Annotated in this window: 25 protein-coding genes; 13 read left to right on the top strand and 12 right to left on the bottom strand. The window is 36.8% G+C overall.

Translation table 11 applies throughout. The features are described from left to right. The first annotated feature begins 187 nt into the window (after positions 1-187). The 3 genes from ACJ004_RS22895 to ACJ004_RS22885 all read left to right on the top strand — a co-directional run bounded on the left by ACJ004_RS22895 (position 188) and on the right by ACJ004_RS22885 (position 1,000). Positions 188-322 (top strand): BA3454 family stress response protein, encoded by a 135-nt coding sequence (locus tag ACJ004_RS22895; protein WP_410895442.1) that lies wholly within the window; start codon positions 188-190, stop codon positions 320-322. 267 nt (positions 323-589) lie between these two features. Then, the gene (locus ACJ004_RS22890) at positions 590-847 is read left to right on the top strand and encodes a hypothetical protein (RefSeq protein ID WP_410895441.1); all 258 of its coding nucleotides are present in this window, start codon (positions 590-592) and stop codon (positions 845-847) included. Between the two features lie 18 nt (positions 848-865). Then, complete coding sequence (locus tag ACJ004_RS22885; RefSeq protein ID WP_410895440.1) at positions 866-1,000, top strand: SHOCT domain-containing protein; 135 nt, start codon at positions 866-868, stop codon at positions 998-1,000. Between the two features lie 206 nt (positions 1,001-1,206). On the opposite strand, the gene ACJ004_RS22880 is transcribed toward ACJ004_RS22885, so the two are convergent. Further along, a complete protein-coding gene (locus ACJ004_RS22880; RefSeq protein WP_410895439.1) occupies positions 1,207-2,022 on the bottom strand; it encodes a C40 family peptidase in 816 nt (271 codons plus the stop codon). A 286-nt stretch (positions 2,023-2,308) separates the two neighbouring features. Between ACJ004_RS22880 and ACJ004_RS22875 the strand changes: the two genes are divergently transcribed. After that, positions 2,309-2,818, top strand: a complete 510-nt coding sequence (locus ACJ004_RS22875; RefSeq protein WP_410895438.1) for a hypothetical protein — start codon at positions 2,309-2,311, stop codon at positions 2,816-2,818. Positions 2,819-2,969: 151 nt separating this feature from the next. On the opposite strand, the gene helD is transcribed toward ACJ004_RS22875, so the two are convergent. After that, positions 2,970-5,309 (bottom strand): RNA polymerase recycling motor HelD, encoded by a 2,340-nt coding sequence (gene helD, locus ACJ004_RS22870; protein ID WP_410895437.1) that lies wholly within the window; start codon positions 5,307-5,309, stop codon positions 2,970-2,972. 451 nt (positions 5,310-5,760) lie between these two features. Between helD and ACJ004_RS22865 the strand changes: the two genes are divergently transcribed. Then, positions 5,761-6,294: a YceI family protein gene (locus ACJ004_RS22865; RefSeq protein ID WP_410895436.1), complete on the top strand. Its 534-nt coding sequence runs from the start codon at positions 5,761-5,763 to the stop codon at positions 6,292-6,294. Positions 6,295-6,379: 85 nt separating this feature from the next. On the opposite strand, the gene ACJ004_RS22860 is transcribed toward ACJ004_RS22865, so the two are convergent. Further along, entirely contained in the window at positions 6,380-7,321 is a 942-nt protein-coding gene (locus ACJ004_RS22860; RefSeq protein WP_410895435.1) for an ATP-grasp domain-containing protein, read from the bottom strand. A 331-nt stretch (positions 7,322-7,652) separates the two neighbouring features. Here ACJ004_RS22860 and ACJ004_RS22855 point away from each other — a divergent pair, with 331 nt between their 5' ends. After that, complete coding sequence (locus ACJ004_RS22855) at positions 7,653-10,034, top strand: immune inhibitor A domain-containing protein (RefSeq protein ID WP_410895434.1); 2,382 nt, start codon at positions 7,653-7,655, stop codon at positions 10,032-10,034. A gap of 258 nt (positions 10,035-10,292) precedes the next feature. Here the strand turns inward: ACJ004_RS22855 and ACJ004_RS22850 are convergent, their stop codons facing one another. The 4 genes from ACJ004_RS22850 to ACJ004_RS22835 all read right to left on the bottom strand — a co-directional run bounded on the left by ACJ004_RS22850 (position 10,293) and on the right by ACJ004_RS22835 (position 13,741). Then, entirely contained in the window at positions 10,293-10,781 is a 489-nt protein-coding gene (locus ACJ004_RS22850) for a L,D-transpeptidase family protein (RefSeq protein WP_410895433.1), read from the bottom strand. A gap of 90 nt (positions 10,782-10,871) precedes the next feature. Further along, a complete protein-coding gene (locus ACJ004_RS22845) occupies positions 10,872-12,374 on the bottom strand; it encodes an aminotransferase class V-fold PLP-dependent enzyme (RefSeq protein WP_410895432.1) in 1,503 nt (500 codons plus the stop codon). Between the two features lie 138 nt (positions 12,375-12,512). Further along, complete coding sequence (locus ACJ004_RS22840) at positions 12,513-12,860, bottom strand: hypothetical protein (protein ID WP_410895431.1); 348 nt, start codon at positions 12,858-12,860, stop codon at positions 12,513-12,515. Between the two features lie 146 nt (positions 12,861-13,006). Next, positions 13,007-13,741 (bottom strand): polysaccharide deacetylase family protein, encoded by a 735-nt coding sequence (locus ACJ004_RS22835; protein WP_410895430.1) that lies wholly within the window; start codon positions 13,739-13,741, stop codon positions 13,007-13,009. 150 nt (positions 13,742-13,891) lie between these two features. On the opposite strand from ACJ004_RS22835, the gene ACJ004_RS22830 reads away from it, so the two are divergent. Next, positions 13,892-14,680: a Cof-type HAD-IIB family hydrolase gene (locus ACJ004_RS22830; protein ID WP_410895429.1), complete on the top strand. Its 789-nt coding sequence runs from the start codon at positions 13,892-13,894 to the stop codon at positions 14,678-14,680. Positions 14,681-14,767: 87 nt separating this feature from the next. On the opposite strand, the gene ACJ004_RS22825 is transcribed toward ACJ004_RS22830, so the two are convergent. Next, positions 14,768-15,607 carry a DMT family transporter gene (locus ACJ004_RS22825; protein ID WP_410895428.1) on the bottom strand — a complete coding sequence of 280 codons (840 nt, stop codon included), beginning with the start codon at positions 15,605-15,607 and terminating at the stop codon, positions 14,768-14,770. A 244-nt stretch (positions 15,608-15,851) separates the two neighbouring features. Here ACJ004_RS22825 and ACJ004_RS22820 point away from each other — a divergent pair, with 244 nt between their 5' ends. Together ACJ004_RS22820 and ACJ004_RS22815 are read left to right on the top strand one after the other, a co-directional pair. Continuing rightward, entirely contained in the window at positions 15,852-16,844 is a 993-nt protein-coding gene (locus ACJ004_RS22820) for a MerR family transcriptional regulator (RefSeq protein ID WP_410895427.1), read from the top strand. 93 nt (positions 16,845-16,937) lie between these two features. After that, positions 16,938-17,462, top strand: coding sequence for a MerR family transcriptional regulator (locus tag ACJ004_RS22815; protein WP_410895426.1), 525 nt, complete (start codon positions 16,938-16,940; stop codon positions 17,460-17,462). A gap of 54 nt (positions 17,463-17,516) precedes the next feature. Here the strand turns inward: ACJ004_RS22815 and ACJ004_RS22810 are convergent, their stop codons facing one another. Together ACJ004_RS22810 and ACJ004_RS22805 are read right to left on the bottom strand one after the other, a co-directional pair. Then, positions 17,517-18,503: an acyltransferase family protein gene (locus tag ACJ004_RS22810; protein WP_410895425.1), complete on the bottom strand. Its 987-nt coding sequence runs from the start codon at positions 18,501-18,503 to the stop codon at positions 17,517-17,519. A 309-nt stretch (positions 18,504-18,812) separates the two neighbouring features. After that, the gene (locus tag ACJ004_RS22805; RefSeq protein WP_410895424.1) at positions 18,813-20,060 is read right to left on the bottom strand and encodes a DHH family phosphoesterase; all 1,248 of its coding nucleotides are present in this window, start codon (positions 20,058-20,060) and stop codon (positions 18,813-18,815) included. A gap of 200 nt (positions 20,061-20,260) precedes the next feature. On the opposite strand from ACJ004_RS22805, the gene ACJ004_RS22800 reads away from it, so the two are divergent. After that, the gene (locus ACJ004_RS22800; protein ID WP_410895451.1) at positions 20,261-21,232 is read left to right on the top strand and encodes an NAD(P)H-dependent flavin oxidoreductase; all 972 of its coding nucleotides are present in this window, start codon (positions 20,261-20,263) and stop codon (positions 21,230-21,232) included. A 52-nt stretch (positions 21,233-21,284) separates the two neighbouring features. On the opposite strand, the gene ACJ004_RS22795 is transcribed toward ACJ004_RS22800, so the two are convergent. Beyond that, a complete protein-coding gene (locus ACJ004_RS22795; protein WP_410895423.1) occupies positions 21,285-21,770 on the bottom strand; it encodes a nitroreductase family protein in 486 nt (161 codons plus the stop codon). A gap of 134 nt (positions 21,771-21,904) precedes the next feature. Between ACJ004_RS22795 and ACJ004_RS22790 the strand changes: the two genes are divergently transcribed. Then, complete coding sequence (locus ACJ004_RS22790; RefSeq protein WP_256358297.1) at positions 21,905-22,030, top strand: hypothetical protein; 126 nt, start codon at positions 21,905-21,907, stop codon at positions 22,028-22,030. An 84-nt stretch (positions 22,031-22,114) separates the two neighbouring features. Here the strand turns inward: ACJ004_RS22790 and ACJ004_RS22785 are convergent, their stop codons facing one another. Continuing rightward, positions 22,115-22,798 carry a M50 family metallopeptidase gene (locus ACJ004_RS22785; RefSeq protein WP_410895422.1) on the bottom strand — a complete coding sequence of 228 codons (684 nt, stop codon included), beginning with the start codon at positions 22,796-22,798 and terminating at the stop codon, positions 22,115-22,117. A 183-nt stretch (positions 22,799-22,981) separates the two neighbouring features. Here ACJ004_RS22785 and ACJ004_RS22780 point away from each other — a divergent pair, with 183 nt between their 5' ends. Both ACJ004_RS22780 and ACJ004_RS22775 read left to right on the top strand, forming a co-directional pair. Continuing rightward, complete coding sequence (locus tag ACJ004_RS22780) at positions 22,982-24,106, top strand: ABC transporter ATP-binding protein (protein WP_410895421.1); 1,125 nt, start codon at positions 22,982-22,984, stop codon at positions 24,104-24,106. Next, a complete protein-coding gene (locus ACJ004_RS22775; protein WP_410895420.1) occupies positions 24,106-25,662 on the top strand; it encodes an ABC transporter permease/substrate-binding protein in 1,557 nt (518 codons plus the stop codon). The genes ACJ004_RS22780 and ACJ004_RS22775 overlap by 1 nt, the downstream gene beginning before the upstream one ends. Positions 25,663-25,693: the final 31 nt, after the last annotated feature.

Raw genomic sequence — 25,693 nt, 5'->3', positions numbered from 1 at the left:
CCATTTTATTGTTTATCTAAATTTTTATTGTTTTTCTAACTTGATTATATCAAAACTGCATATTTTAGTAACGTTTGTCGAATAATTAATGTCATTATTTTTCAAATGGCTTAATACATTTAATCGTTGTGTAATTTTTGATTACACTAATTAACCAATATTTTTTTATAGAAAAGGAGATTTTATTATGGTACAAGTAGAAGTCACAGTAACTTTAGAAGGAAAAAGCTATTTAACAAATGTCATTGCCCATCGGGAAACATCAGAAGATGAAATATTCCAACTTGCCTTAGAACAAGTTCAAAAGCAGTGGAAGAAATAATCCTTGATAAAAAGCTAGGAGTCTGCTCAGATTGTCGAGAAAGGGAATTTTTCTCGGCAATTTTTTGTTTTGGCAGGCTGCAGTAATTCTCTAATGAATTTATCCTCTTTTTTTCCTCCGATGTTTTATATGCATTTAGTACAATTAAATCGAACCTTTTAAATTAGTAGATAGATAAAATCTTCATAACATTAACACCAAATCTCCCAATTTTCTGCAAATTTATTATTTATTATAAAGATAAGAAAAGAAAGGAGTGGCAGAAAAATGAAGAAGTTTGTTATTGGGATTTTAAGTGCGGCGTTTATTCTCGGAGCTGGAACTGCTGTATTTGCAGCTGGGAATGGGAATTCTGATGATGATGTTAGTCTTGAAAAAATGTTGCCGTTTATGCAAAAAATGCATCCCGATTCAACAAAGGCTGAATTAAAAGACATGTACAAAGCTTGTCATGAAGAAAAAGGAATGATGGACGGAACTAATGGAAAGGAAATGAAAAGTGAAAATATGATGAATAGCTTATAGAAACTGGGGTGACCTACTATGTTTGGCCATATGATAAGTGGTATGGGCATTGCAATGTGCATCTTAATGTTTGTATTAGGCTTAGCTGTTATAGGTGGGATCGTTTATTTTGCAGTTAAATTAGCCTTACGAAATACAAAAAAATTAAGTTGATAACTTTAAACCTTTTTCTAAGGTTTGGTATTTTACCAGACCTTTTTTGATTGTATTTCTTTATATTCATGCTATGCCCGATGACCTTTGTTACATCTCCCTAAAGAAGATGACTCCTTTAGAATACAGAAATCATCTTCAAAATAAAAGTGCCTAACCTTTTTTTATAATGTCGTTTTTGTCACCACAAAGGAATTATATATAGTTTATAATTGTCTTGCTCCTAAATATCGGGATTTCCAGTACGAATTATTCATGTCAGAAATTTCGACTCCTTTGGAAGAACCGGAATGAATAAATTTACCATTTCCTACGTAGATACCCATATGCGAAGGACCGCGTTTATATGTTTCGTAATAGACAAAATCGCCAACAGATAAAGTTTTTACTGGCTTCATACTATTCCAATATCCTGCAACAGTCTGACGGGTGATGGACTTTTGTTTTTTTATAACATAGTAGATAAATCCACTACAATCAAAGCCGCTTGGCGTAGTTCCTCCCCATTTGTAAGGTGTCCCTATGACTGCCTTGGCATCCTTTGTCAACTTGCTCTTATTGAAGGTAGATACAACAGAATTAGGCGTAGAAGTGTTTTTTGGGGCCTTAATAGATGGCGTTGTTATCTTACCCTTCACTTTTAATTTTTGCCCTTGCCTAATAAGATTTGATTTCAGGCCATTCAAAGACTTCAATTGTGTTACTGTCATACCATATTTCTTTGCAATTAATGAAAGGGCATCGCCTTTTTTTACTGTATAAATTACTGTAGAAAGTGAAGTGCTCTTTTTAGCAGCAGCTATACCTTTTTCATAGATATATAGGTTCTGACCTACCAAGATCCTATCACTTTTTAATTTATTATCAGTCCTTATTTTAGTAACCGAAACATTATATTTTTTTGATAGTTTATATAAACTATCCCCACTTTTTACCTTGATATTCATAGCCATAGCTGAAGTGCTATATAACGAAGTTCCAAATACTGTAGCTGCAATCATTGTTAAAAGTTTCTTTTTCATTTTTCCCCCACGAATTATACTTCTTTATTAATTTAAGTTTACTTATTATTTCGATTGATTGCTAGAATATGTCGAATATTGTTAACACATTGTAATACTTTGTAATATTTTTAATATTTAATGAAGTAATAGTGTTTTTTTACACGGTCAAGAATGGATTTATATGATAAATAAATATGAAAACAAATCTAATAATATTTTTTTCTAACCCTTATATCGACATTGTTTTCACAATCTACTAATTATATTAGTAATTATAAATAAATAATGAAGAGGGGAATTACGAATGATACAAAGATTACTTAAAATGTTCTTTCCTGTATTTATGATTTTTACATTGACTTTGTTCTTACTGCCCTCAACCTTTTCACAAGTATCTGCAAAAACCGGTGTTACAAAACATCCCACAACGGTAAAAGCTACTACCTATATCACTTCCTTTAAAAAGGTTCAAAGTAAGTGGGTTGGCAAGTTTGATTATATACAATGGTATACTGGTAAGGCTGCTGATAGAGAATTTTTAAAGGATTGTAAATGCAGCAAGGTAATGGATCGGGCACCTGATGGATACTGGATTCGAAACGTTAATCCCAAGATACGTACCTTTAAAATTTCAAACAACACTCAATTTGTGTTGCAAACTCGAAATCAATACGAAATCAAATGGAATGAAAAAGTTACAAGAAAACAGTTTATTACCTTTTTGAAACAACGAAATAAAGACCACCAAACTCCTTTTCAAATTGTAATTAAGAATGGTGTTGTAACTAAAATTACAGAACAATATATACCTTAATTTTCATCCTCAACGTTATATAAATGACACTTATCGTTAAAAAGCCACTTTAAATAGTGGCTTTTTTGCAGTTAGAAGATTAATAATTATTAATAAGTTACTAAAAAAAACTGTATGCTTCAATAAGAAAGACATACAGTTTCCTTTTTCCTTACTTTTTAATTGATTTCTCGAATGTGTAGGTATCATTCGGAACTTTCTCCATTAAGGGACTAATCGCTGATGTAGTAATCAGGTGAAGCTCATGCATGGCCCTTGTACAGACGGTATAAAATAATTTTCGTTCACTTTCATCCCTATATTGGGAACAATCGTACAAAATAACCGCGTCGAATTCGATACCTTTTGCAAGATAAGAAGGAATGACAAGTATGCCTTTTTCATAGGAGATCGTTCCTTTTTCAATCAGATGCAGCGGAATCTCGTTCTTTAGTTCTTCAAAAGCCCTTCTGCTCTCATCAGCCGTCCTGCAGATGACGGCAATGGTTCGATGTCCTTCCTCATGAAAATCGTTTATTTTTCTTACAATTAAGGTTGTGATGCCCTCATTGTCAACGACAGAAACTAACGGCTTCCTGCCACTACGGTTAAAGGGTTCAATATTTTCCCCACCGACCATCAAGGTATTGGTAAAGTTGACAATCTCTTTTGTCGATCGGTAGGTTTTGGTAAGAACAAACGATTCGATCTCATCCCCCGCAATACTTTGGTCCGATAAAACCGTTTCTGCACCAGTGGCACCAGAAAATATTGCTTGATTAAAATCACCAAGTAAAGTCATTTTGCTATAAGGAAATAATTTCTGAATAAAAGCAAACTGAAATGGTGAGTAATCTTGCGCTTCATCAATAAAAATATGCCGTATCGCCGTTTTTGACTTACGACCCTCAATTAAATCTTGGAGGTAGACATAAGGTGTGGCATCTTCATAAGGAATTTCCATCACATTTAATTTCTCCAAGGTCTGCCTGCAAATTTGCTCCCATTCAACAGGAAGGCTTTCATCCATATGTTCTGGTTGCTTAAATAACTGATAATATACACGCGAGGCATCAATAAACCGTAAACTTTTCACTCGTGCAAATAATGGCTTGAATTTCTCTTTTACGACCATTTCTGCGAGTAGCTGTTGTTCCCGCTCAAAATCATCAAATGTATTACCTGAAAATTGATTTTTTTCCTGAAGTTTTTTAAATGCATCCATGAAATCTTCTTTTTCGAGATATTGGATTTCTTCCTCCACCCAACTCCTTGAACGCTCTTGTTTTACTTTTCTTTTTAAATCTCTTAACAACCATTCCTTCACAAGCTTTATACGGTTAGGAATGGTAATGTTTTCATCCAAGGAATAAAAATAATCATGGATTTCCTTTTTGGATATCAATACATCTCCTCTAAATTTTAAATCCCTAAAAATAAGTCCCTTTTTCGCTAACGCGATTGCGTATCGTTCGATGATTTTCTTGAAATCGAGACTTGCTTTAAAGCGAATCCCTTCAACTCTGACATGATAGTCCGTTTTTTCTTTCTCACTAAGCAAATACTCCATTTGTGTAAACGGATCTTCGACATTAAATTCCTTCCCTAATCGAGAATTTAAATATTCCTGGAAGGTGGATTGTTGCATGTTTTCTTCACCAAGCTCCGGTAAAACCGTGGCTACATAGCTATTAAACAAAGGGTTAGGCGAAAATAACATAATGTTTTCTGAATTTAATGTTCCACGATAACGATAAAGCAGGTAAGCAACCCGTTGCAAGGCAGCTGATGTTTTACCACTTCCTGCAACTCCTTGGACGATGAGTATTTTTGATCGTTCATTGCGAATAATTGCATTTTGCTCGCGTTGAATCGTGGCAACAATGCTTTTCATTTGAGTGCTAGCGTTGTTTCCAAGGACCTCCTGAAGCATTTCATCTCCGATGGTTACCCCTGTATCAAACATCCCTTTAATTTCTGAAGCTCTAATAATAAATTGACGCTTTAAGTTCATATCCCCTTCGATGGTCCCTTCTGGGGTCTTATATTGAGCCGGTCCTGGTGAGTAGTCATAATAAAGGCTCGATATGGGGGCACGCCAGTCATAAATCAAGAAATTTTCATCATATTCATCCATCATAGACGCAATTCCGAGGTAGACCTGGTCTGATGCTGTTTCTCCTTTTTCGAGAAAATCGATTCGTCCAAAGTATGGGGAATACTTTAACCTTGAAAGCGTGTTAAGATGCTTATCCAACTGTTTATGTGTCCGCTCACGTTCAGAGAGGAGCTCCGCCTGTTGTTTGATACTTGCAGCCGTTTCTATTACGTCATCAGGTTCATCTAAATTGACGGTTACATCTTCCCAAAATTCCTTTCGAATCTCGAGTACATCAGCGCTTACCTTTCCAGCATTTGATGTTAATTTATTTATTTTTTTATCGATTTCATTTACAACTGAAGTGACTCTTCTTTGTTCTATTTGCCAATCCTTGCTCTGTAAATCGCTCATCCAACCACTCCCCAGGTAAAGTTTTGGTCAATTGTTGACAATTGAATAATGTTGTGTTAATGTTATAATAGGTAAATTTTAATTAAATTGATAATAGTTTATTTGTGCCAACTGTCATTTTAACATGCTCCTTCTATATTTTCAAGGAGATTTTTCGCAATCAATCAAAAACGCCATTATGGCGTTTTTTTATTGGCTTTATGCCCTCTATTTCTGTAAACCTTATTTATTTTCCTCGTAACGGCCTCCGTTCATTCCAGAAACTGAACCTTTCACTTGTTTGAATTCAATCTGCCAATCATAATACTTCAATAAATAGCATTGGAAATATTTTAAAAAATATTAATAAAATTCAATTGACAATATGTTTGCCTACAACATATAATTTATCTTGAATTAAGTTATTTTGATTTCGAGATAAAATAAAAAAACATATTGGAGGAGAAATAAAATGACAAAAACAAAATGGGCTCTTGATCCAACACACAGCAGTGTAGATTTTTCTGTTCGTCATATGATGATTGCAAACGTGAAAGGTACTTTCAACAAATTCGAGGCATCAATTGAAGCAGATCCTACAGATTTAACAACAGCAAACATTGAATTTTCCGTTGAGACAGCAAGTGTAGACACACGAAACCAAGACCGTGATGGACACCTGGTTTCTGCCGATTTCTTTGATGTAGCAAACCATCCAGCCATGACATTCCGTTCTACAAAAATTGAAAAAACAGATGACGGCGAATACACTGTTACGGGTGATTTAACACTTCGTGGTGTAACAAAACCAGAAACATTTGCGGTTACGTTTGAAGGTCAAGGAAAAGATCCATGGGGAAATGAAAAGGTTGGCTTCAGTGCAGAAGGCACAATCAACCGGTCTGAATACGGGCTTGTTTGGAATGCTGCCCTTGAAACTGGCGGCGTCCTTGTTGCTGACAAAGTAAAAATCAACCTTCAGATTCAAGCAGCGAAAGCAGAATAACTTATATTGATCATCTATTTCAGGCGTGAATTCACAGAGGACTTCACGCCTGATTTTTGTTATAGAATATATCCATAATAATAAACTAAACAGTCATGCGCTCTAGTTCTTCTTTCAAAAACTTAGCAAGTTCTAGCATTCCAAATTTACCTGCTTTCTCTTCTGCCTCCGAATTGTAGTTCGTATTCGTATTGATGTCATAAGTATAAATTTCACCTGCTGCATTACGAATAAATTCAATTCCGGCAATTTGAATATGGTTAGCCGCAAGTACCTGCTCGTACTTTTTAATAATCGGGTCTGAAAAACCAGCAATGATTTGAAATTTTGGTTTCTCTTCCTTCTCCTCACCAACTGGACAAAATAAATCACCAATCTGGCAGGCATCAGCTGGACATAATTGAAACCCTTCCGTCGTATCTACCTTGACTGCATAAACAAATTTTCCACCGATAAATTCGCAGCGAGTAATAAAACTCTCCGGTGCTTGTATGTACTCTTGAATTAAGGTTATCCCATCAACTGGCTCCTCAAAAGCAGATCCGTTTACATAGTTTTTTAATCCATCTAAGGATTGAAATAACTGAACACCTAACCCTTTTCCAGCCCGGTTATGTTTTGTAATAAAGGGAGTCCCTATAAATTCAACTGCCGCTTCAAGGATTTGTTCTTTCCCGACTGCAGCAATTGTTCGGGGTGTTAGAATCCCACATTTATTTAGCTCTAAGTATTGCATAACCTTACTGACTTCCAGTTGAAGAGCTCGTGTTCCGTTAAATACTTTTCGGCCATGCGCCTCAAGCCAAGCGAGAACCTGTCCAGCAAATTCGGGTGCAAAACGATGCCCTCTAGTATGCGAAGACGCACTCATCCGGTTATAAAAAACTCCTTCTGGAGGTTCTTTTGATAGATCAAGACGTCCGCTGTCTAGATGCCATTCCTCATAGGGCACTCCTAGTTCGTCTAAGCGCTTGGTAAGATGAATGGTCCAGTCGCTATTTTCATGGATGATATATACTTTTTTCACAAGAAAAGACTCCCCTCGTACTAATTCATTAACATATATTCTATTACTTTGTGCACTTAAATTGCGGAAAATCCATCACGTTAAAATTTCATACTACTAATAATTGTAGAATTCTATTTACGATTTGTGAAGTAGGTAATTCGGTCTCCGAATTACTTTTCCTTTTGATTCGATAAAATTTTGCAAAAAAAATAAATTTGCCGTCGATATATATGTCATCTATCGTAAAAATTGTCTGAATAAATAGAAAATCATAGAAATATTCCTATTGTTTTGTTTCAATTTTCGAAATATTATTTAAAAGTAGGACAATAAATTTAGGGGGAGTATTATGAAGAAACTATTAAAAACAGGGCTTTCCACCGCAATAATGGCTGGTACATTGTTTTCTGGTTTTCCTGGCAACTATGCTAGTACTTCAAGTGGGGACAAACTACTACATAAAAGTCCTAGCGCCGTCTCTCATTCTTATGGTTCACTAGATTTATCAGTAGTTAACGAAGACAAGTTAATAGAGTTGTTAATTAGGGAAGGTGTTATCTCTAAGAATGCAACCCAAGCCGAAAAACAAGACGCTCTACACAATTATCTGGTCCAAAAAGGGAAAGAGGATAAGATAAAAACGAATGACCCAATAGCGGCAAAAGTAAAAGCCGGCGATGCAAAAAAGCAAAAAAAGTTTAAGGAATATAATAACGGAATGATGAAAGGAAATGGTAACAAGAACGGACACAACGTAAAAGAAGGAAAGACTCCAGGAGTCGTCAAACAAGGTAAACTTTTAACGCTTGTAGTAGAGTACTCCGATTTTGCTCACAACCAAATTCAACCAAATCAAACAGATAACTATTACAAAGATTATACCATTGATCACTTTGAAGAAATGATTTTCGGTGCTAATGGAGTAACTGGTCCAAATGGTGAAAACTTCATTTCTCAAAAGCAATACTATGAGCAGCAATCTGGTGGTACCTATACTATTAATGGTAAAGCCTATGGCTGGTTAAAAGTTCCTGGTACTGCAAAGTTTTACGGTGCTGATGGTAGAACAGGCCATGATAATGTGAACCCAGGTGGTGCAGCACAACTAGTAAGAGACACATACAAGGCTGCACTCGATGCTAATATTCCCTTACAAGATTATGACTTAGAAGATCCGCATGATTTAGATGGTGATGGTAATTTCTGGGAGTCTGATGGTTTGGTAGATCATCTCCAAATTATCCATGCTGGTATGGGTCAAGAAGCTGGTGGTGGCTCTCTAGGTAATAATGCAATTTGGTCACATCGCTCGGCAGTATTTCACGATCCAGATGGTCTTGGTGAAGGCTTGCCAGGATTCTATGACTATACCATAATGCCTGAAGACGGTGCCACCGGGGTTTTCGCACACGAGTATGGTCATGATTTAGGTCTTCCTGATGAATATGATACAAACTATTCAGGGGCTGACGAGCCAAATCAATACTGGTCCATTATGTCAAGCGGTTCATGGGCTGGAAAAGTTCCTGGTACAGAACCAACAGGTTTCTCCCCTTATGCAAAGCAGTATTTCCAAGCTACACTTGGAGGAAAATGGACTGATCCTACAGTGGTCAATCTAGAAGATGTTACTTCAAAAGGAACACAGTTTTTGCTAGATCAAGCAAATTCACCACTTGGAAAGAATGACCAGGCAATTCGAGTAAATCTGCCACAAAAGGTAAAGCATGTATTAAATCCGTATGAAGGCAAATACTCTTTCTGGGGCGGCACTGGCGATGAGTCTGACAATAACATGGTAACTTCAGTAGATTTAACTGGTAAGAATTCTGCTACATTGGATTTCGACGCTTACTACAAGATTGAAGACGAATGGGACTACGCTTTCGTTCAAGTTTCTGAAGATAACGGAACTACTTGGAAGTCACTCTCAAATGCGAATACGACTTCCCGTGTAGTATCAGGTGTTTACCCAACAATCCCTGCGAATCTTCCTGGTTTCACCGGAGACTCAAATGGTTGGACAAAACAATCATTTGATTTATCTGCATATGCTGGCAAGAAGATTCAATTGAAGTTCCGCTATATTACTGACTGGGGATATAACGACACTGGTTTCTTTGTTGATAATGTTAAAGTTACTGCTGACGGTTCTAACATTTTTAATGAAGACGGTGAAGGAACTGCTTCTACTTTCACTCATAACGGCTTCAACAAGTTTGATGGTAATGTTTATGCTGATCACTATTACTTACTTGAGTGGCGTAACCATCAAGGGGTTGACCAAGGTCTTGGTCACATTAAACGCGGAAGCTCTTTAATGAGCTATGATGGTGGCTTAGTAGTTTGGTATGTTGATGATAGCTATACAGATAACTGGACAGGTACTCATCCTGGAAATGGCTTCTTAGGAGTTGTGGATTCTCACCTTGACCAGGAATTAAAATGGCTCCTTACTAATGGTACGACTGCAAAAGCAAGTACTCGTTTCCAAATTGCGGATGCAGCTTTTGGTTTAGATCCAACTTCTGAATTAAATATCATTTATCCGGGTATTCAGACATTGAATGTTCCAAGCCAAGCAGCTGTTTCTACATTTGATGACAGCAAATCGTACCTAAATGCTTTTGTACCGGATGCTGGTCGTGATATCCCGCATTATGGACTAAAAGTTCGAGTTAACGGACAATCCAAAGATAAATCTGTTGGATCTATCGTTATCTATAAGTAAATTTTTAAGTCCCACCCTCTGACATTAGAAGGTGGGATTTTTTACCCCATGAGGACAGGTTTTAAATTTTCCAACTGATTTCTGTCTTCATGAACACCTCATGAGGACAGATTTTACATTATCCTTCTGGTTTCTGTCTTCATGAACACCTCATGAGGACAGATTTTACATTATCCCTCTGGTTTCTGTCTATAGATTTTTGCATTTCCATAGTACTCCATTAGAAAAAAGGCCGATTCGAAAATCGAATTTTTTACACTAAGGACGTATGATGACTCTCGTGCCATTGGGTACCATCTCTGCGAGTTGTAATACATCCCGATTGTACATTCTTACACAGCCATGAGAAACCGCTTTGCCGATTGAACTTGGATTGTTTGTGCCGTGAATTCCATAGCCCTGTTTTGATAAAGACATCCACAACACCCCGAATGGTCCCCCGGGATTATACTGCCGATTAACAATCACAAAGTCTCCAGTTGGCGTATTTGTTAACATCTTCCCTACTGCAATAGGAAAAATTTTTACTAGTTTGCCATTATTGTATAATGTAAGTCTTCGTTTACCAACAGATATTTGAATGGAATAGGGGATGGAATATGGCTCTGGCAAACCAGGAATTTGGATTTTTTGCCCCACATGTAATTGCCCAACCCCAGGGTTTGCTGCATGAAGCCTTTGAAGGCTTACGCGATAATTTGCAGATATAATCCCCAGTGTTTCACCTGGCTTCACAATATGAATCATACGATCCCACCTTTCTTCTGATAGCATATTCCCATACAAGTTTATGGTTGCCTCCATTAGATTAGATACTGTGTAAACCTTAAATGAGCATTATTCAAACCGAAATAGTGGGGCCATATCCGCTCTTTTGTGGTCGACATAAAAGTAATCATTGCTAGCCTTATCATATCGATAATCTTTTTTCCATACATTAATGTTTAGGGTGATTTCACTTAAGGCATTTACAAACAGCATGATTTCTTCATTTGTCATAATCGGATGTAATGAGAACCGCACCCAGCCTGGTTTCTTCGACAAGTCTCCCTTGTTTACTTTTTCAAAAATATGCATGGAGGATTGTTTATCAATTTGAAGGAGGTAATGCCCGTAGGTTCCTGCACAAGAGCATCCGCCTCTTACTTGAATCCCATACTTGTCATTCAGCAGGCGGACAATTAAATTGTAATGAATATGCTCCATACAAAACGAAACAATACCGAGGCGATCGGTTTTATGATCAGCTAATAAATGAAGGCCAGGAATTTCTTTTAATTTCGGTAATAAAATACTTAACTGCTCCTCCTCTCTTTTCAAAATATTGTCCACACCCATTTGATTTTTCAAATTCAAGCAAAGGGCAGTCCGAATCGCTTGTAGGATTCCCGGTGTCCCGCCATCTTCCCGTAGTTCAATATCGGAATAATAGTGGTGCTCTCCCCAGGGATTCGTCCATGTGACCGTTCCACCCCCAGGGTGGTCTGGAACATGATTAGCATATAATCGAGTATCAAATACCAAAACACCGCTTGTTCCTGGTCCTCCTAAAAATTTATGGGGAGAGAAAAAGATAGCATCCAGTTTCTCCAAAGGGTCCTTCGGGTGCATATTAATGTTTACATAGGGGGCAGCTGCTGCAAAATCCACTAAGCAAATCCCGCCATGTTGATGCATGATTTTCGCTAATTGATGATAAGGAGTTTGAATCCCTGTTACATTGGAGCATGCTGTAAACGAACCGATCTTCATTCGTCTGTTCTTATAGCGCTGAAGCATCTGAACCAACTGGTTACAGTCCACGCCTCCATTATGGTCAGCAGGTAAAATAACTACATCCCCAAGTGTCTCGAGCCAGGATGTTTGGTTAGAGTGATGTTCCATATGTGTAATAAATATTACTGGCCGCTCATTTTCAGAAAGCTGCAAACGTGATTTCCACTGTTCATGGACTCTCATTCCTAATAGTCTCTGAAACTTATTCATGACAGAGGTCATTCCAAATCCATCCAGGATCAAGGCATCATGTTTGTCGGCATTTACATGTTCCTTAATAATTTGTTTGGATTGATGATATATTCCCGTCATCATTAAACTGGTTATATTTGATTCTGTATGTGTATTCGCCATAAATGGTCCAAATACCTCAGAAATCTTCCGTTCGATCGGGCGATAAAGGCGCCCGCTAGCCGTCCAATCCGCATAAATAATTTTCTTTTTTCCATATGGAGATTCAAATTCCTGGTTTATCCCAATTACTTGTGAGCGAAACGGTTGAAAATATTCCTCGAGGTTATCAGGGATTCGATAGGTTTTACTGCCAATATTAGCGGTAATCATTAGTTTCACACCTCACAATTAAACTCTTGTTTCAATATATGCATGACACTTAAGCACTGGTTCTATAACAACAGCAAAAAAAAGCAGCCTAATCAAAATGATCAGGTTGCTTTTTTGTTACCGGCGGATAAAGTTATTTTAATAAGTAGTAATTTTCGCTGATTCTTTTCTTGTTACTTCCTCAATCTTTTGAATAAACATTTGAAAAACACGTCTTTTTTCCTCTAAGTCCTTTATGTATTCCTTAAGTTGATTGTAACTTTCTTCAAATGGTTTATGGTACATATCACGAATTTTTTCAATGATTTCTTCGTTTACTGTCGATTGAATCACTTGCTTAGTGATCCCATATTTGTAAGAATAAACTTTTAATTCCTGTGCTACTTCATCATATTCATTCGCAATTTCAGTTAAGACTAGTGAAATATCATCCTTCCACTCGTCCAGTGATTTTTGTAAATAGGATTTTACCATTGTCTCTTCCATATAAACACCCGCCCTAATAGAGTCTAGATTATGTTACACTATTATAACGTTGTTTGATTACATACAGATTTCGGACAGTTTACAGTGTCTTTTCATTATCTTTGGCAGAAAGCAGTCTAATCTCTTAAAAAGTAATCGTTCATCCATTAGTCGACTTTCACCACTTTTTCGAATTCTTCGAGCGTGGTTGAATATTTTATATAAATTCGAGGTAAGTAGTAGAATTCGTTTTTAAAGCCAGTCAGAGAAAATGGACCTGGTGTGGTCGTAAGTCCATATTGATAATACTTTTTCGTTTCTGCCACCACATGTTCATTCGTATTCCCAAAGGGATAAGCAAGTGCAATGACGGGTTTCCCTGTTATTTGTTGAATTTTTACTTTTGATTCCTTAAGTTCATATGTTAAATTTTCCACTTTTGTTAGATCAGGATGGGTTGCTGTATGTGACTGAATCGAGATTAATCCTGAATTTGCCAACATTTTCAGATCCGATTTTGTTAAACGATTGGCTCTGCCGATGAAATCAGAAATTACAAAAAAGGTACCCATAGGACGAAAATTTTCGTTGGTGAGCTTTTGAAGAATCGAAAACGCATGAAGGTTATTTTTATATCCATCATCAAAGGTGATAAAAATCGGCTTTGATACTGAATTAATATCCTGCCAACGTTCGAAAGTTAATAAGGTATAGCCATGATCTCTTAAATAGGCCATTTGTTTCTCAAAGTTTTTTGGAGTGACATATAACTCCTGTGAGCCAATACCGTTAAATTCATCGATCGAGTGATAAACTAAGATCGGAACTTTTTGTTTTGCTGATACATCATTTGGAAGCACTAAGAGGAGAAGTGATAGGGTTAGCAGGAACATCTTTTTCATAAATTTTCCTCACTTTTTCATTTTGGTATCTACCTCCCCTATTATTCCTCCTAACTTCTCAAATCAACACGATTAATTGACAGAGTATGATTTCCCTTCTCAAAAAGTGGTAGACTAAAAACAATATTCTTCAGAGAAGGAGCTGCATTCATGGGAAATTACAAAGTTTTATTTTTAGATATCGATGGAACATTACTGAGACCCGATGATTCAATTGAGGATTCCACAAAAGAGGCCATAGCACAGGTTCAGTCTCTGGGTTTGGAGGTGTTCTTAGCCACCGGCAGACCGCTTCATGAAATAGATGAACTTGCCAAAGAGTTGAATATTCACTCATTCATTGGTTATAACGGCGCCTATGCCATTTATAAAGGTGCGGATATATTCCAGAAGCCGATGAATAGCTCAACAGTTAAGAATTTCTTAACAATAGCGAAGGAGAACGATCATGAAGTGGTCCTATATACAAATAGTAAGAACGTTTTTACCAATATGGAATCGGAGATTTTAACTGACTTTATGCACAAATTTCACTTACATAAAAATGAACCATATTCTCCTTCCGTTAATAATGCTGTCCTAGGGATGACGCTGGTGAATCTAAAAAAAGAGGATCCTTCCCTTTATCAAAATGATGAGGGTATCCATTTATCCCAAGTCAATCTCGAGGGAATGCGGCATTGCTATGATGTCATTCGAGACAGTGTCAACAAAGGTTATGGAGTTCAAGTAGTTTTAGAGCGACTAGGCATAGATAAAGAAAGTTCGATTGCTTTTGGCGATGGAATGAACGATAAGGAAATGCTACAAAATGTCGGGGAAGGCTTTGCAATGGGAAACGGACATCCAGATCTTTTTCAATATGCAAAACATCGAACGACAAATGTTACCGATTCTGGTATTTTTAATGGATTAAAAATGCTTGGTCTCGTTAAATAAAGTTAGTACCTGAAAAAAATAAGTGCAGAGTGTTTCAATCAAATTGAAACGCTCTGCACTTTTATTGAACCTTTTTCAGTTACCACTTTATAATTTTGTGAAAATGATCCCAAGTAATGCGGTAAAGACACCGATTACTTGATACTTTTTAAGTTTTTCCTTATAGAGCAGGAAACCAGCCAGAACAACTATTAGACAATTTAAACTTACTACTGGAAAGACGATACTTGCTGTCCCAGTCTTAAGCGCATAGAAATAACAACTATATCCCACTATACTAATTAGACCTACAATAGACCCTACATTAACCTCTGACCTTTGCCACTTTTCCTTTGTCAGCAGACTACAAATCATTAGATAGATACTCCCGCCACCATACATAGCTATAAGGATATTTAATGAATTGAGATGTAAATATGAGGTTGTTTTCATTAAAATCCCTAATATACCAAACGATAAAATGGCAAGACCAACACGAAGAATCCAAGGAAGATAACTTGTCCTCCTGTTTTTTTTTTCAGTTGAATATTGAATGGCCATTGCAGAGCCTAGCATAAATACAATCCCCAACCACTGAACCAGTGTAATCTGTTCATGAAATACAACTGCTGCACACGCGATTGGAAATATAGTATTAGTGCCTACTAAAGGCGATGTCAAACTAGCAGGGCCCTTTTCAAAGGCCTTTGACATTTGAATATTGCCATTTGCATTTAATATTCCAATCAGAGCACCAAGCAAAATAGTCATTAGATTCAGGTGAACAGTTTCCTTAACAATGGCAAATCCCAATGTTAATACAAAGGCTACAAAATAAAAGAAGAATTGAATATGTACCTTCGAGACTCTCTTCCCCGTACTCCACTTAAAAATCGTATTATTTGCCCCAAAGCAAAGCATAGTAATTAAAGCCGCTGCAATCCACATGTTGCTCCTTCTCCCCCATATCATTTTCACTTCATATATTAAACCTTCATTTCTCTCTTCTCAATTGTTTTTTTGCGAATATTCGTCATGACGGATGATTTTTGCAAAAATATGTTGTTATTTCATGTTTTCCGTCTTGTTTTGATAGCTTTTGTCATGTTGCAGGAAAAAGTGATACCGGATGGTGAATAACTTACACAAGATGATTTATTTCCTAGATAAATAGAAAGGAATGACATTTATAGTGAAGACCTATACCTTAAAAGAAGCGGCTAAAAAAATAAATATCAAACCAGGCATTTTACGCCAGTGGGAAAAAGATTTAGAAGAAATGCTTGATATTCCTCGGACAAAACAAGGGGCAAGAATATATACAGATTTAGAAATTAACAAACTAGTAGAAATAAAAAAAATGTATGAAAATAAAGTAAGTAAGGAAGCAATAAGGGAATGGATGCAAAAAAAACTACACCCTGAAAGTGAAGTGGTTCAAGAAACAACTGAAGTCTCACAACTGCAACCTGAAAGTGATGTGGTGCAAGAAACAACCGAAGTCTCACAACTGCAACCTGAAAGTGTTGTGGTGCAAGAAACAACCGAAGTCTCACTCGAGGTCATTTCGGAACCTCCTCCACCAATTACCATTCAGGATGCAATTGATGCACATCTTACCATACAGGATGCGATCGATGCCCATCAGTTTTTCGAGGCAATGGATACGTACAAGCAAACTTTCTTAAGTGAAGTAAAAGATGAAATCCGGAATGTCGTACGAAAAGAAGTAGTAGAAGAAGTAAAAAAGGAAATAAACAAAGGAACTTATACAACAGTTAAGTCAATATCTGACTCTATTTATAAATCATCAGCTAACACCCAGGCTGAAATTCAAGATTTATCAAAGACACTTGAAAAAGCATCTGAACTATCGGCTGACTCCTTACAATACCTTTCTAACAATATTGCAAACGTTTCGATAGAGACTTCTCAAGAAATTTATACACTCTCCAAGCAGTTATCAGAAACATCTGAGGAATTATCCCACTACGTGGATGTAACGAACAACGAGATATCAAGTCTAACTGAGGCAATGGCCAAAGAACGTGAATTCTTCCTCGAAGAGCGTAATCAATACCGGCATGAAATTACTCAACGGGAAATAGCCTTTCAGCAAATGTTGAACAGTTACCGTGATGTAGCATCTGCAAAAGAAAAGAAATGGTGGAAATTCTGGTCTTAATATTATAGATTGACATGTCTTAGCAGTTTTCTTTTTAGAATTCTTTCGTTACCTGTGGATTAGGGATTAATTAAAACATTGGAGGGATTCGAAATGAATACTAGTGAAGTAGCAAAATTATTAGGAGTATCTACCAGTACTATACAACGCTGGATCAAACAGCTTGAGTTACCAATGGAAAGAAATGAGCGAGGGCATTATCATTTTAGCAGTGAGGACATTGAAGTATTGAAAAAGATCCATGAACAACTCCAAAGTGGAACACTAATCCAGGAAATCACTCCAATAAAAGAGAAAAAAAAACCTAGAAAAGGTATTGTTAAAGCAGTAGAAGACAATCTCGCAATTGAAAAATTGAATGAAAAAGTCAGTAAATTAGAAATGGAACTCCACTCAAAAGCAGATTCCGTTGCTTCATATCAACTCCTTCAGCATCGTCGTGAAATAGAAGATTTGCAAGCTCAAGTCAATGAATTGACTGCTCAGCTTGAACAATTCCAAAAGCTTTTTAGTAAGCTGAATATCCCTTCTCAAATGGAAGAACCAATTGTCTTTGACTCGAGTAAAGGAAAGAGAAAAAAGAAAAATATCGTAAGCTCATTATTTGGATTTTTATAACAATGTAAAGAGCCGAACAGGTAACTGTTCGGCTCTTACTTTGTTATTGTCACCCTAAATCCTAAGTTCCACTAGCGGTCGCGTGAATTTTTTAATAACGTAACTGCCAAGAATTAAACAAATGATGAAAGAAAAGATGATCAAGAATAGATAATGTCCTGTAAAATCGATTAGATTTTTGTCCAGAACAGCTACCTCAAGTGATTTGATAATAAAACCATGGAACAAATAGACATACAACGTCCTTTCACCTATTTCAGATACCTTTAGTGGATTGGAAGGTATAAGTGTCATAAATCCAAAGACAACAATTAAAGTCAGCATATATTGGAGTCCTCGAAAAAGTCCATCGGACCATTCTTCTTGTCCCATATTTGAATATGAGGTATCACCCAAGAGCCACGGCACTGCGTTATCCGGGAAACTGAACCCAAAAGATAAGAAAGTTCCTAGAATAATGACTAATCCCACTGGGACTGAAAACTTGGAACGAAGCGCTTTTTTCAGGTGGTCGCCATTCAATAAGAAGCCTAATAAAAAATATGGGAAAAATACAAACGTTCTGGAAAGACTTAAATAGCTACCCACACCATCAATAAATCCAATCGCTATTCCTAAGCAGACGGCGAAACAAAAGCCAATCCATCTAAATCTAGCAAAGACGTATAGTAGCAAATTCCAACAAAACAAACTCAGCAAAAACCAGAGTGACCAATGTGGTTGTAAAAAGTCAATCTCTATTCTCGCTTCCTGCCCATTTAGATAATAATAAATGGAGTAAATCATTTGGAAAATAAAATAAGGCAGCAATATTTTTTTAATCGACTTTAATAAATAGCCTTTCTTATTATAACCTTTAGAAAAGTATCCCGAGATAAAGATAAAAGCGGGCATATGAAAGAGAAAAATGAATGTATATAAAGTAAAAAGAATCCCGTCTTGTTCTTTTAATGGACTAATCAGGTGCCCAAAGACGACCAGAAAAATCAAAATAAACTTTGCATTATCAAAATACTTACTCCTTTTTGAAGTTGAAGCCATCCTATCACCCCATTATTTAAATTTCAAAAAAGGTATTTTACTATACTTTTTAATTGTCACTCAACTAATTTCCCTTGACTAAAAACCAATGAGAACTATTTAGAATTAGCTTATAAAACCATTATACCTTTTAAATATTACAAGAATATGTTAGTGGAATTACTTTCTGTTTCATGGTAATTACGATACTGAAATAACACTAATAAATACCCACGATTATATTACCATTCGTTCCTTAACGAAACCTTAACCCGATTGGGTCCAACGTTTTTTTACACAAAAAGAGCTTGGGGCACCCCAAGCTCTTTTTTATCCCTTAACTATATCGACGAGGTGATTACTAATAATCTCTATATGGTTCTGCTTTATCTTATCAATTGGTATCTTAAGTCTGGCGGATAACTGATAAAGATAGTCTTGGTCATATTGAAGCCATGAAGAATAATTTCTTTTGACATAACGCTCAGCATCCTCAAAAGTTGTGAATGATTGATCCAGTTTCATCTGATTATGCACGATATAATAATCACTTTCACCCCTAGGGATGATATATGAAATCTCGCCCATTTGATTTTGAAAGGCGGCTCCAGAATGAGAATTTTTCACGTTAAATTCATTCCGATCAGCATCTGGTTTAAGTGGAAGGATCTCAAAAACATTCACAACAAATTGATTAAATGCTTCACTTGTCAATTCCGATCCTGATGCTTTCGGATGCCCTCCTCCACCGTATCTTTTGGCGAATTTGGCTACATTTATTTCATCATGAATTGTCCGAAACCCCATTTTCTTACCGCTCATATTCAGCAGAATAATCATATCCATATGTGTATATAAATTATTTAGCGCATTCCCCAACTCCGATAAATATTGCTCTGCATGGACAATCCCCACACAATATTCATCAATAAAGGTTTGGACAATTTGCCTGCTTTTTGAATGAATATAACGATTAATCTTTTGCTCCTCAATATCAAGAAGCATATTTTCTGTTTCAGATAACATAAACGAATCTGTATTTTCCGTTAACCTTTTCAGCATTTCTTCTTCAAACTGCTCTCTATTTCGTATGTAGAATAAATCATTTAAGCGTTTCGCCGTCACATTATTGTTTTCATCCCATTCCCACGTGTCGTATTGGCGTACTAATTCAATAAATTCCTCTAGAGCTTTATTTCTCTCCATTTTTCCATTCGTAATCAGGTAATCATAAAATAAAGAGGTTGCACAAGTCTTCTTACCGGTTTCATACTCAGGAATGACACTCCCCCATTTGTATTCATTAAAATGCATAGCCGTCACATGGTGATCAATCATTTGAACAGGTTTGCCTTGTTTAAACCGCTCCTCGAGTTTCTTCTCGACCTGTTCATTTACCGCCAAATCGGTAATATAAATCTCCACATAATTGTTCTCAGGGTTTTTAATCACCCCTTCTACTCGCTGATTTAAATTCCGATAAGAACAGTAAAATACATTCGCATCGTCTCCAAAGGCCAGTTTTGCAATCAGCCCGCATCCTAAACCATCCAGATCTATATCCGTAAAAATAATCATCCTACCTACCACCATCCATTTTTCACTTCATATCGTATCGTTTGGCTTCAACAAATTTTTTATACAATAAGTTCTTATCATATATATTTATTTTACCATACTAGTAAATTATACCACCTGCCATTATGACCTGGTGATAGTAATCACAGACATAACTAAATTGAAGTGGTATGATGCTTGAGAAGTTTCTACTACAAAAAATGAAACGGGGTTATAAATTGAACTTTCCACAACTAAAAATAGGTCATATGAGCCCTCGGGTTCCTATTATGCAAGGCGGAATGGGTGTAGGTATTTCACTTAGTAAATTGGCTTCAGCTGTTGCAAATGCGGGTGGGATTGGGATTATATCTGGAACCGGGATTTCAACCGACGAACTGAGATCACATATTAGAAAGGCGAAAAGCCTGATTAAAGATGCGGGATACATTGGTGTTAATGTTCTATTCGCGATGAATGACTTTGCTGAAAAAATGAAGGCAGCCCTCGAAGAGAAAGTTGATTTTATTATCTCTGGGGCAGGAATTTCAAGAGATATGTATGCATGGGGAAAACAAGCAGGTATTCCGGTTATTTCAATTGTCTCGTCAGCAAAATTAGCGAGAATTTCAGAAAGACTCGGTGCTGCAGCAGTTGTCGTTGAAGGCTTTGAGGCAGGAGGACATCTTGGTACCGATCGTCCTATGTTTGATATCCTTCCAGAGGTGGTTGAAGCAGTTTCCATCCCCGTTATTGCTGCAGGAGGAATCCTGACTGGTGCAGATATCGCCAGGGCACTTGCCATGGGTGCCTCCGGTGTTCAAATGGGGACACGCTTTGTAGCCAGTGAGGAATGCGATGCCCCCTTATCATTTAAGCAAAAATATGTTGATGCAAGGAATGAAGATTTGGTTTTAGTTAAAACCACTGTAGGCCTTCATGGAAGAGCGATTAATAATCATTTTGCTAAATTAATTAGTGGACCAGACAAGTTAAAAATCGCTAAATGCATTGATTGCTTAAAAAGTTGTTCCTACCGCTTTTGTACAATGGATTCTCTACTGGTTTCGATGAATGGTGACGTCGAAAATGGACTTGTATTTGCGGGTGCACGAGTGGGTGAAATTCATGACATTCTCCCTGTTCAAAAAATTATCGACAAGCTTACATTTGAATACAATCAAGCTTTCTAGCTAATTTAAAAGAGCCAATCGTAATCATTCGGTTGGCTCCTTCTGGTTTCTGTTAGGGTAAATTTCTGATTTTGTTCTTAATCGGGGTCCGTGGTTTGGGCTCTGGAATTACTACTGGATAACCTACCCCTAGAACGCCAATTATATCATAGCCATCCGGAACACCGAGGATCCCTCTGTTTTTGGGAGTGATGCCAATGGATGACCAAAAGGTCCCCACCCCTTCTGCCCATGCAGCTAAATTAAAATTTTGGATAAAGCAAGCAGTTGCATGTGCGTTTTCCTCTGTTTCTACGGACGAGGCACCATGCTTTGATACAATCATCAACACAATTGGTGCGTTTCCAAAGTTTGTTTTATGGTTTAGTTTTTCTCTCGTTTCTGTTCCAATAAAAAAAATCTCCCATGGTTCTGTCATGCGATGATTGGGTGCCATTGCGGCAGCCTCTAACCATGAAAGAATTAAACGCTGGTCAATTTCATTAGGTTTAAAATTTTTTATGTTTCTGCGAGTTTTAATTGCATCTAACGCATTCATTTTCATATGCCCCCTTCTAAAAACTGCACATAATTCTATCTTATGCATTAATTAATGAACATTGTATAAACGGGAGTAAAAAAATCCACTCTTGTACAAAATAATCACCGAGTAACCTAAAAGGAGGGCAAATGATGACAAACAGAAATGATAACAGGGAACGGAAAAATAAATATCCTAACAATAAGAAACAAGATGCTGAGTTTTCAAAGGAAACGAGCATTCGTAGTGAAATCACGAAAAAGGATTTACAAAAATAATATATACTTCATCCTTCATTCCTTTCAGGTAGGCAAAGCCAACTTTGTCTACCTGAAGGAATGATCATTTCTGCATGCATTACCTTATCTTCCAAGTTTATAATATCCTCTTTTTAATCCGTAATAGCAGAACCATAGTGCTTGAACAAAGAAGAATATCCCCCAAATTGGTGCAGGAATAATCCCTGAAATACGCGCAAGATTTGCTGCGTCGCCTGCTGACTGCGGTTGAAATACACTGATATATAAGATTTCATAAGCACTTTGGACGGAATCCACTAATAAGATCGAGGCAATCAAAAGTAATAAGTTGTCTCTAAAGTTTTGACTACCTTTAATAAGTAAGAAAAGAAATGCAACAGCAAAGGAGCAAAGCCAAAACAAACCATATGGATTCCTTACCCAAAAAATCAGATTTAAGCCAATAAAACCTAACAAAATATCAATTAAGACAATCTGTTTTTTCTTACCAATTAATAAAAATGACAGAAATGCCATAAACGAGGCAAAGGTGTATCCTCCCAGGCTGGTTAAAAAACTGCCAATCCTAGTTGACTGCTGACTATAGGTCGCTCCTTCGGAATTCATAAATAACGAAATTCTCTCGACATTTCCTCCAAAAAGAGCAATCAATGCATGACCGGATTCATGAATGAGGGTATTAATGACTTTTACATAGTTTCCTAGAATAGGCACATGAATTAACAGAAAAGCAAACACGAGGAAAAGGAAAAACTTCGCACTGAATTTGTCTCGAACAAAGCTCAAAATAGATTCTCCTTTTCATTATCATTTTATTTACTTACTCTATTTTAACACTTTTGGTTATAACTTTTTTAGATTTCTATCCAAGGGTAAAATCGGTCTTGATTAGACAGAGAAACAACTTTTATGTTACCATTAAGTTGTTGCATTTAGTCAGCGCCTATTTTAATACAAGGGGGAATGAAATTGATAGAGTTTAAAAATATTGTTAAGAAGTATCGAACCAAAACGATAATAAAGCCTTTTTCATTGGAAATTGAGGCTGGTCAATTGGTTGTTTTTATCGGACCGAGTGGCTGTGGGAAAACCACCTTACTAAAAATGATCAATAAGTTAATTCAGCCAACCTCAGGAAAGATTTTTGTTAATGGGACGGATATCTCGACCATGAATCCGATTGAACTGCGTAGAAATATTGGTTATGTTATCCAAAATACCGGTTTATTTCCACATATGTCGATTAAGGAAAATTTAGAATTAATCCCAAAACTTAAAGGGGAAGATCTTGCTTCGATTACCAAGAAAACAGGAGAACTACTTGAATTAGTCGGTTTAGACCCTAAGGAATTCTTACATCGCTACCCAAAAGAATTAAGTGGCGGCCAGCAGCAAAGAATTGGTGTGGCAAGGGCCTTCTCAACCAACTCCGACATCATCTTAATGGATGAACCCTTTAGTGCGTTAGATCCTGTTACTCGAAGCTCCCTACAAGATGAACTCTTCCAAATGCAAAAGGAATTGAACAAAACGATTATTTTTGTTACCCATGACATGGACGAAGCTATTAAAATAGCTGATAAGATTTGTATTTTAAAAGATGGTGACATTCTCCAATATGATACACCTGAAAACATTCTTAAAAATCCTGCCAATGACTTTGTCGAAGGATTTATTGGAAAAAGAAGGGTGTGGAACAATCCTGAATTATTAATGGCCGAAGATATTATGATTCCAAACCCGGTGAAAATTACTTCGATGCGTACCGTGCTTCAAGCTATTGAGGTGATGAAGGACCATAAGGTTGATAGTCTCATGGTTACTGATAAAAATAATACCCTAAAAGGTTTAGTGACATTGAAAAGTATCCAATTGTTAAATCGTACCACCTCGATTGAAATGATTATGGAACAAAACATTCTTTCCGTTTCACAGGATGCAAATTTAATTTCTGTTTTAGCAACAATGAATGAACATAAAATCGGTTATGTGCCAGTTGTAAATAGTCATAACCAACTAATTGGCCTGATTACGAGAAGTAGTATTCTTTCTGCATTAAGCAGCCAATTAATCGATTTGGAGGTGGCCTTTTAATGAGTGGATTTTGGAATTATATAAGCACGAACTATGAACAGATCTTTAGTTTACTTGGTCAGCATCTTTATTTAAGTGTCATTTCGGTCCTAGTTGCGATTGTTATTGGGATCCCGCTCGGTATTTTAATTTCAAGGGAACCTAAACTCTCAAAACCGATTATCGGCACAACAAATGTGATTCAAGCCATACCGAGTTTAGCATTACTTGGATTTCTCATTCCATTCGTTGGAATCGGAAGTACACCTGCGATTATTATGGTCGTACTTTATTCGCTTCTTCCAATTGTTAAGAACACATACACAGGATTGACGAATATTGATGGGGATATTCTGGAAGCCGCCAAAGGTATCGGTCTGACCAAGAGTCAAACAATGAGAAAGGTTCAGTTACCACTAGCCTTCCCGATGATTATGGCGGGTATCAGAATTTCAGCGGTTACCGCTGTTGGATTAATGACGATTGCCGCTTTCATCGGCGCTGGCGGACTAGGGTATCTAGTTTTCTCAGGTGTACAAACGGTCGACAATTATATGATTTTAGCTGGGGCTATTCCAGCTTGTATCCTGGCACTAGTTATTGATTTTATTGTAGGGAAAATGGAATCCAGCCTTTCCTTTACAAGCAAACAAACATCCGCAAAAAAGACGGGTAAAACAACAAAAAGATGGATGATTAGTTTGGCTTGTATTATGTTAATTGTAGCTGGGACCTTTGTTGCATATTCAAAGGCGAATGCGAAGGATAAAATTGCGATTGGTTCAAAAAATTTCAGTGAACAAATCATATTAGGTAATATGCTTGCTGATTTAATAGAAAATAAGACTGATATTCAAGTAGAAAGAAAGCTTAATCTTGGCGGGAGTCAGGTTGCTTTCAGTGCCCTTAAAAAGGGAGACATTGATATGTATGTTGAATATACAGGGACTGGGTTAGTTAATATTTTAAATCAGCCTCCACAAAGTGATCCGGACAAGGTTTATGATATTGTCCAAAAGGAATTCAAACAAAAATATGGGTTTGAACTGTTAAAACCGATGGGATTTAATAACACCTATGCCTTAGCAGTTCGTCAAGATACTGCTAAAGAATATGGTTTAAAGACGATCTCTGATTTAGCTAAGGTAAGCCAGGATTTAACGATGGGTCCAACCATTGAATTTCCAAATCGTGAGGATGGACTAATCGGACTTTCCAAAAAGTATAATTTAAAATTCAACGACGTTAAAGCCATTGATGGCGGATTGCGTTATACCGCATTAGCAAACCATAAGAGTGATGTGATCGATGCCTTTTCGACTGACGGGTTACTCGAAGCGTTCCATTTGAAGGTATTAGAGGATGATAAAAACTTCTTCCCGCCTTATTATGCAGTTCCGATGTTAAAAGAGGAAACGTTAAAGGAACATCCAGAACTTAAAAAGGTTATTAATTCTCTGGCTGGTAAATTAACCGATGAAAAAATGCGACAATTAAACTATAAGGTCGACAGCCTCAAACAGTCGCCTGCCAAAGTTGCAAAGGAATTTTTAGAAACGGAAGGGTTATTAGAATAATTTCCAAAAAGGACAAAGCCGGTTTTTAGCA

Source organism: Neobacillus sp. 204 (assembly GCF_046562815.1).
GTDB lineage: Bacteria > Bacillota > Bacilli > Bacillales > Cytobacillaceae > Neobacillus.
The sequence above is the reverse complement of the archived record's forward strand: the minus strand, read 5'-3'. Positions and strand labels throughout refer to the sequence as shown.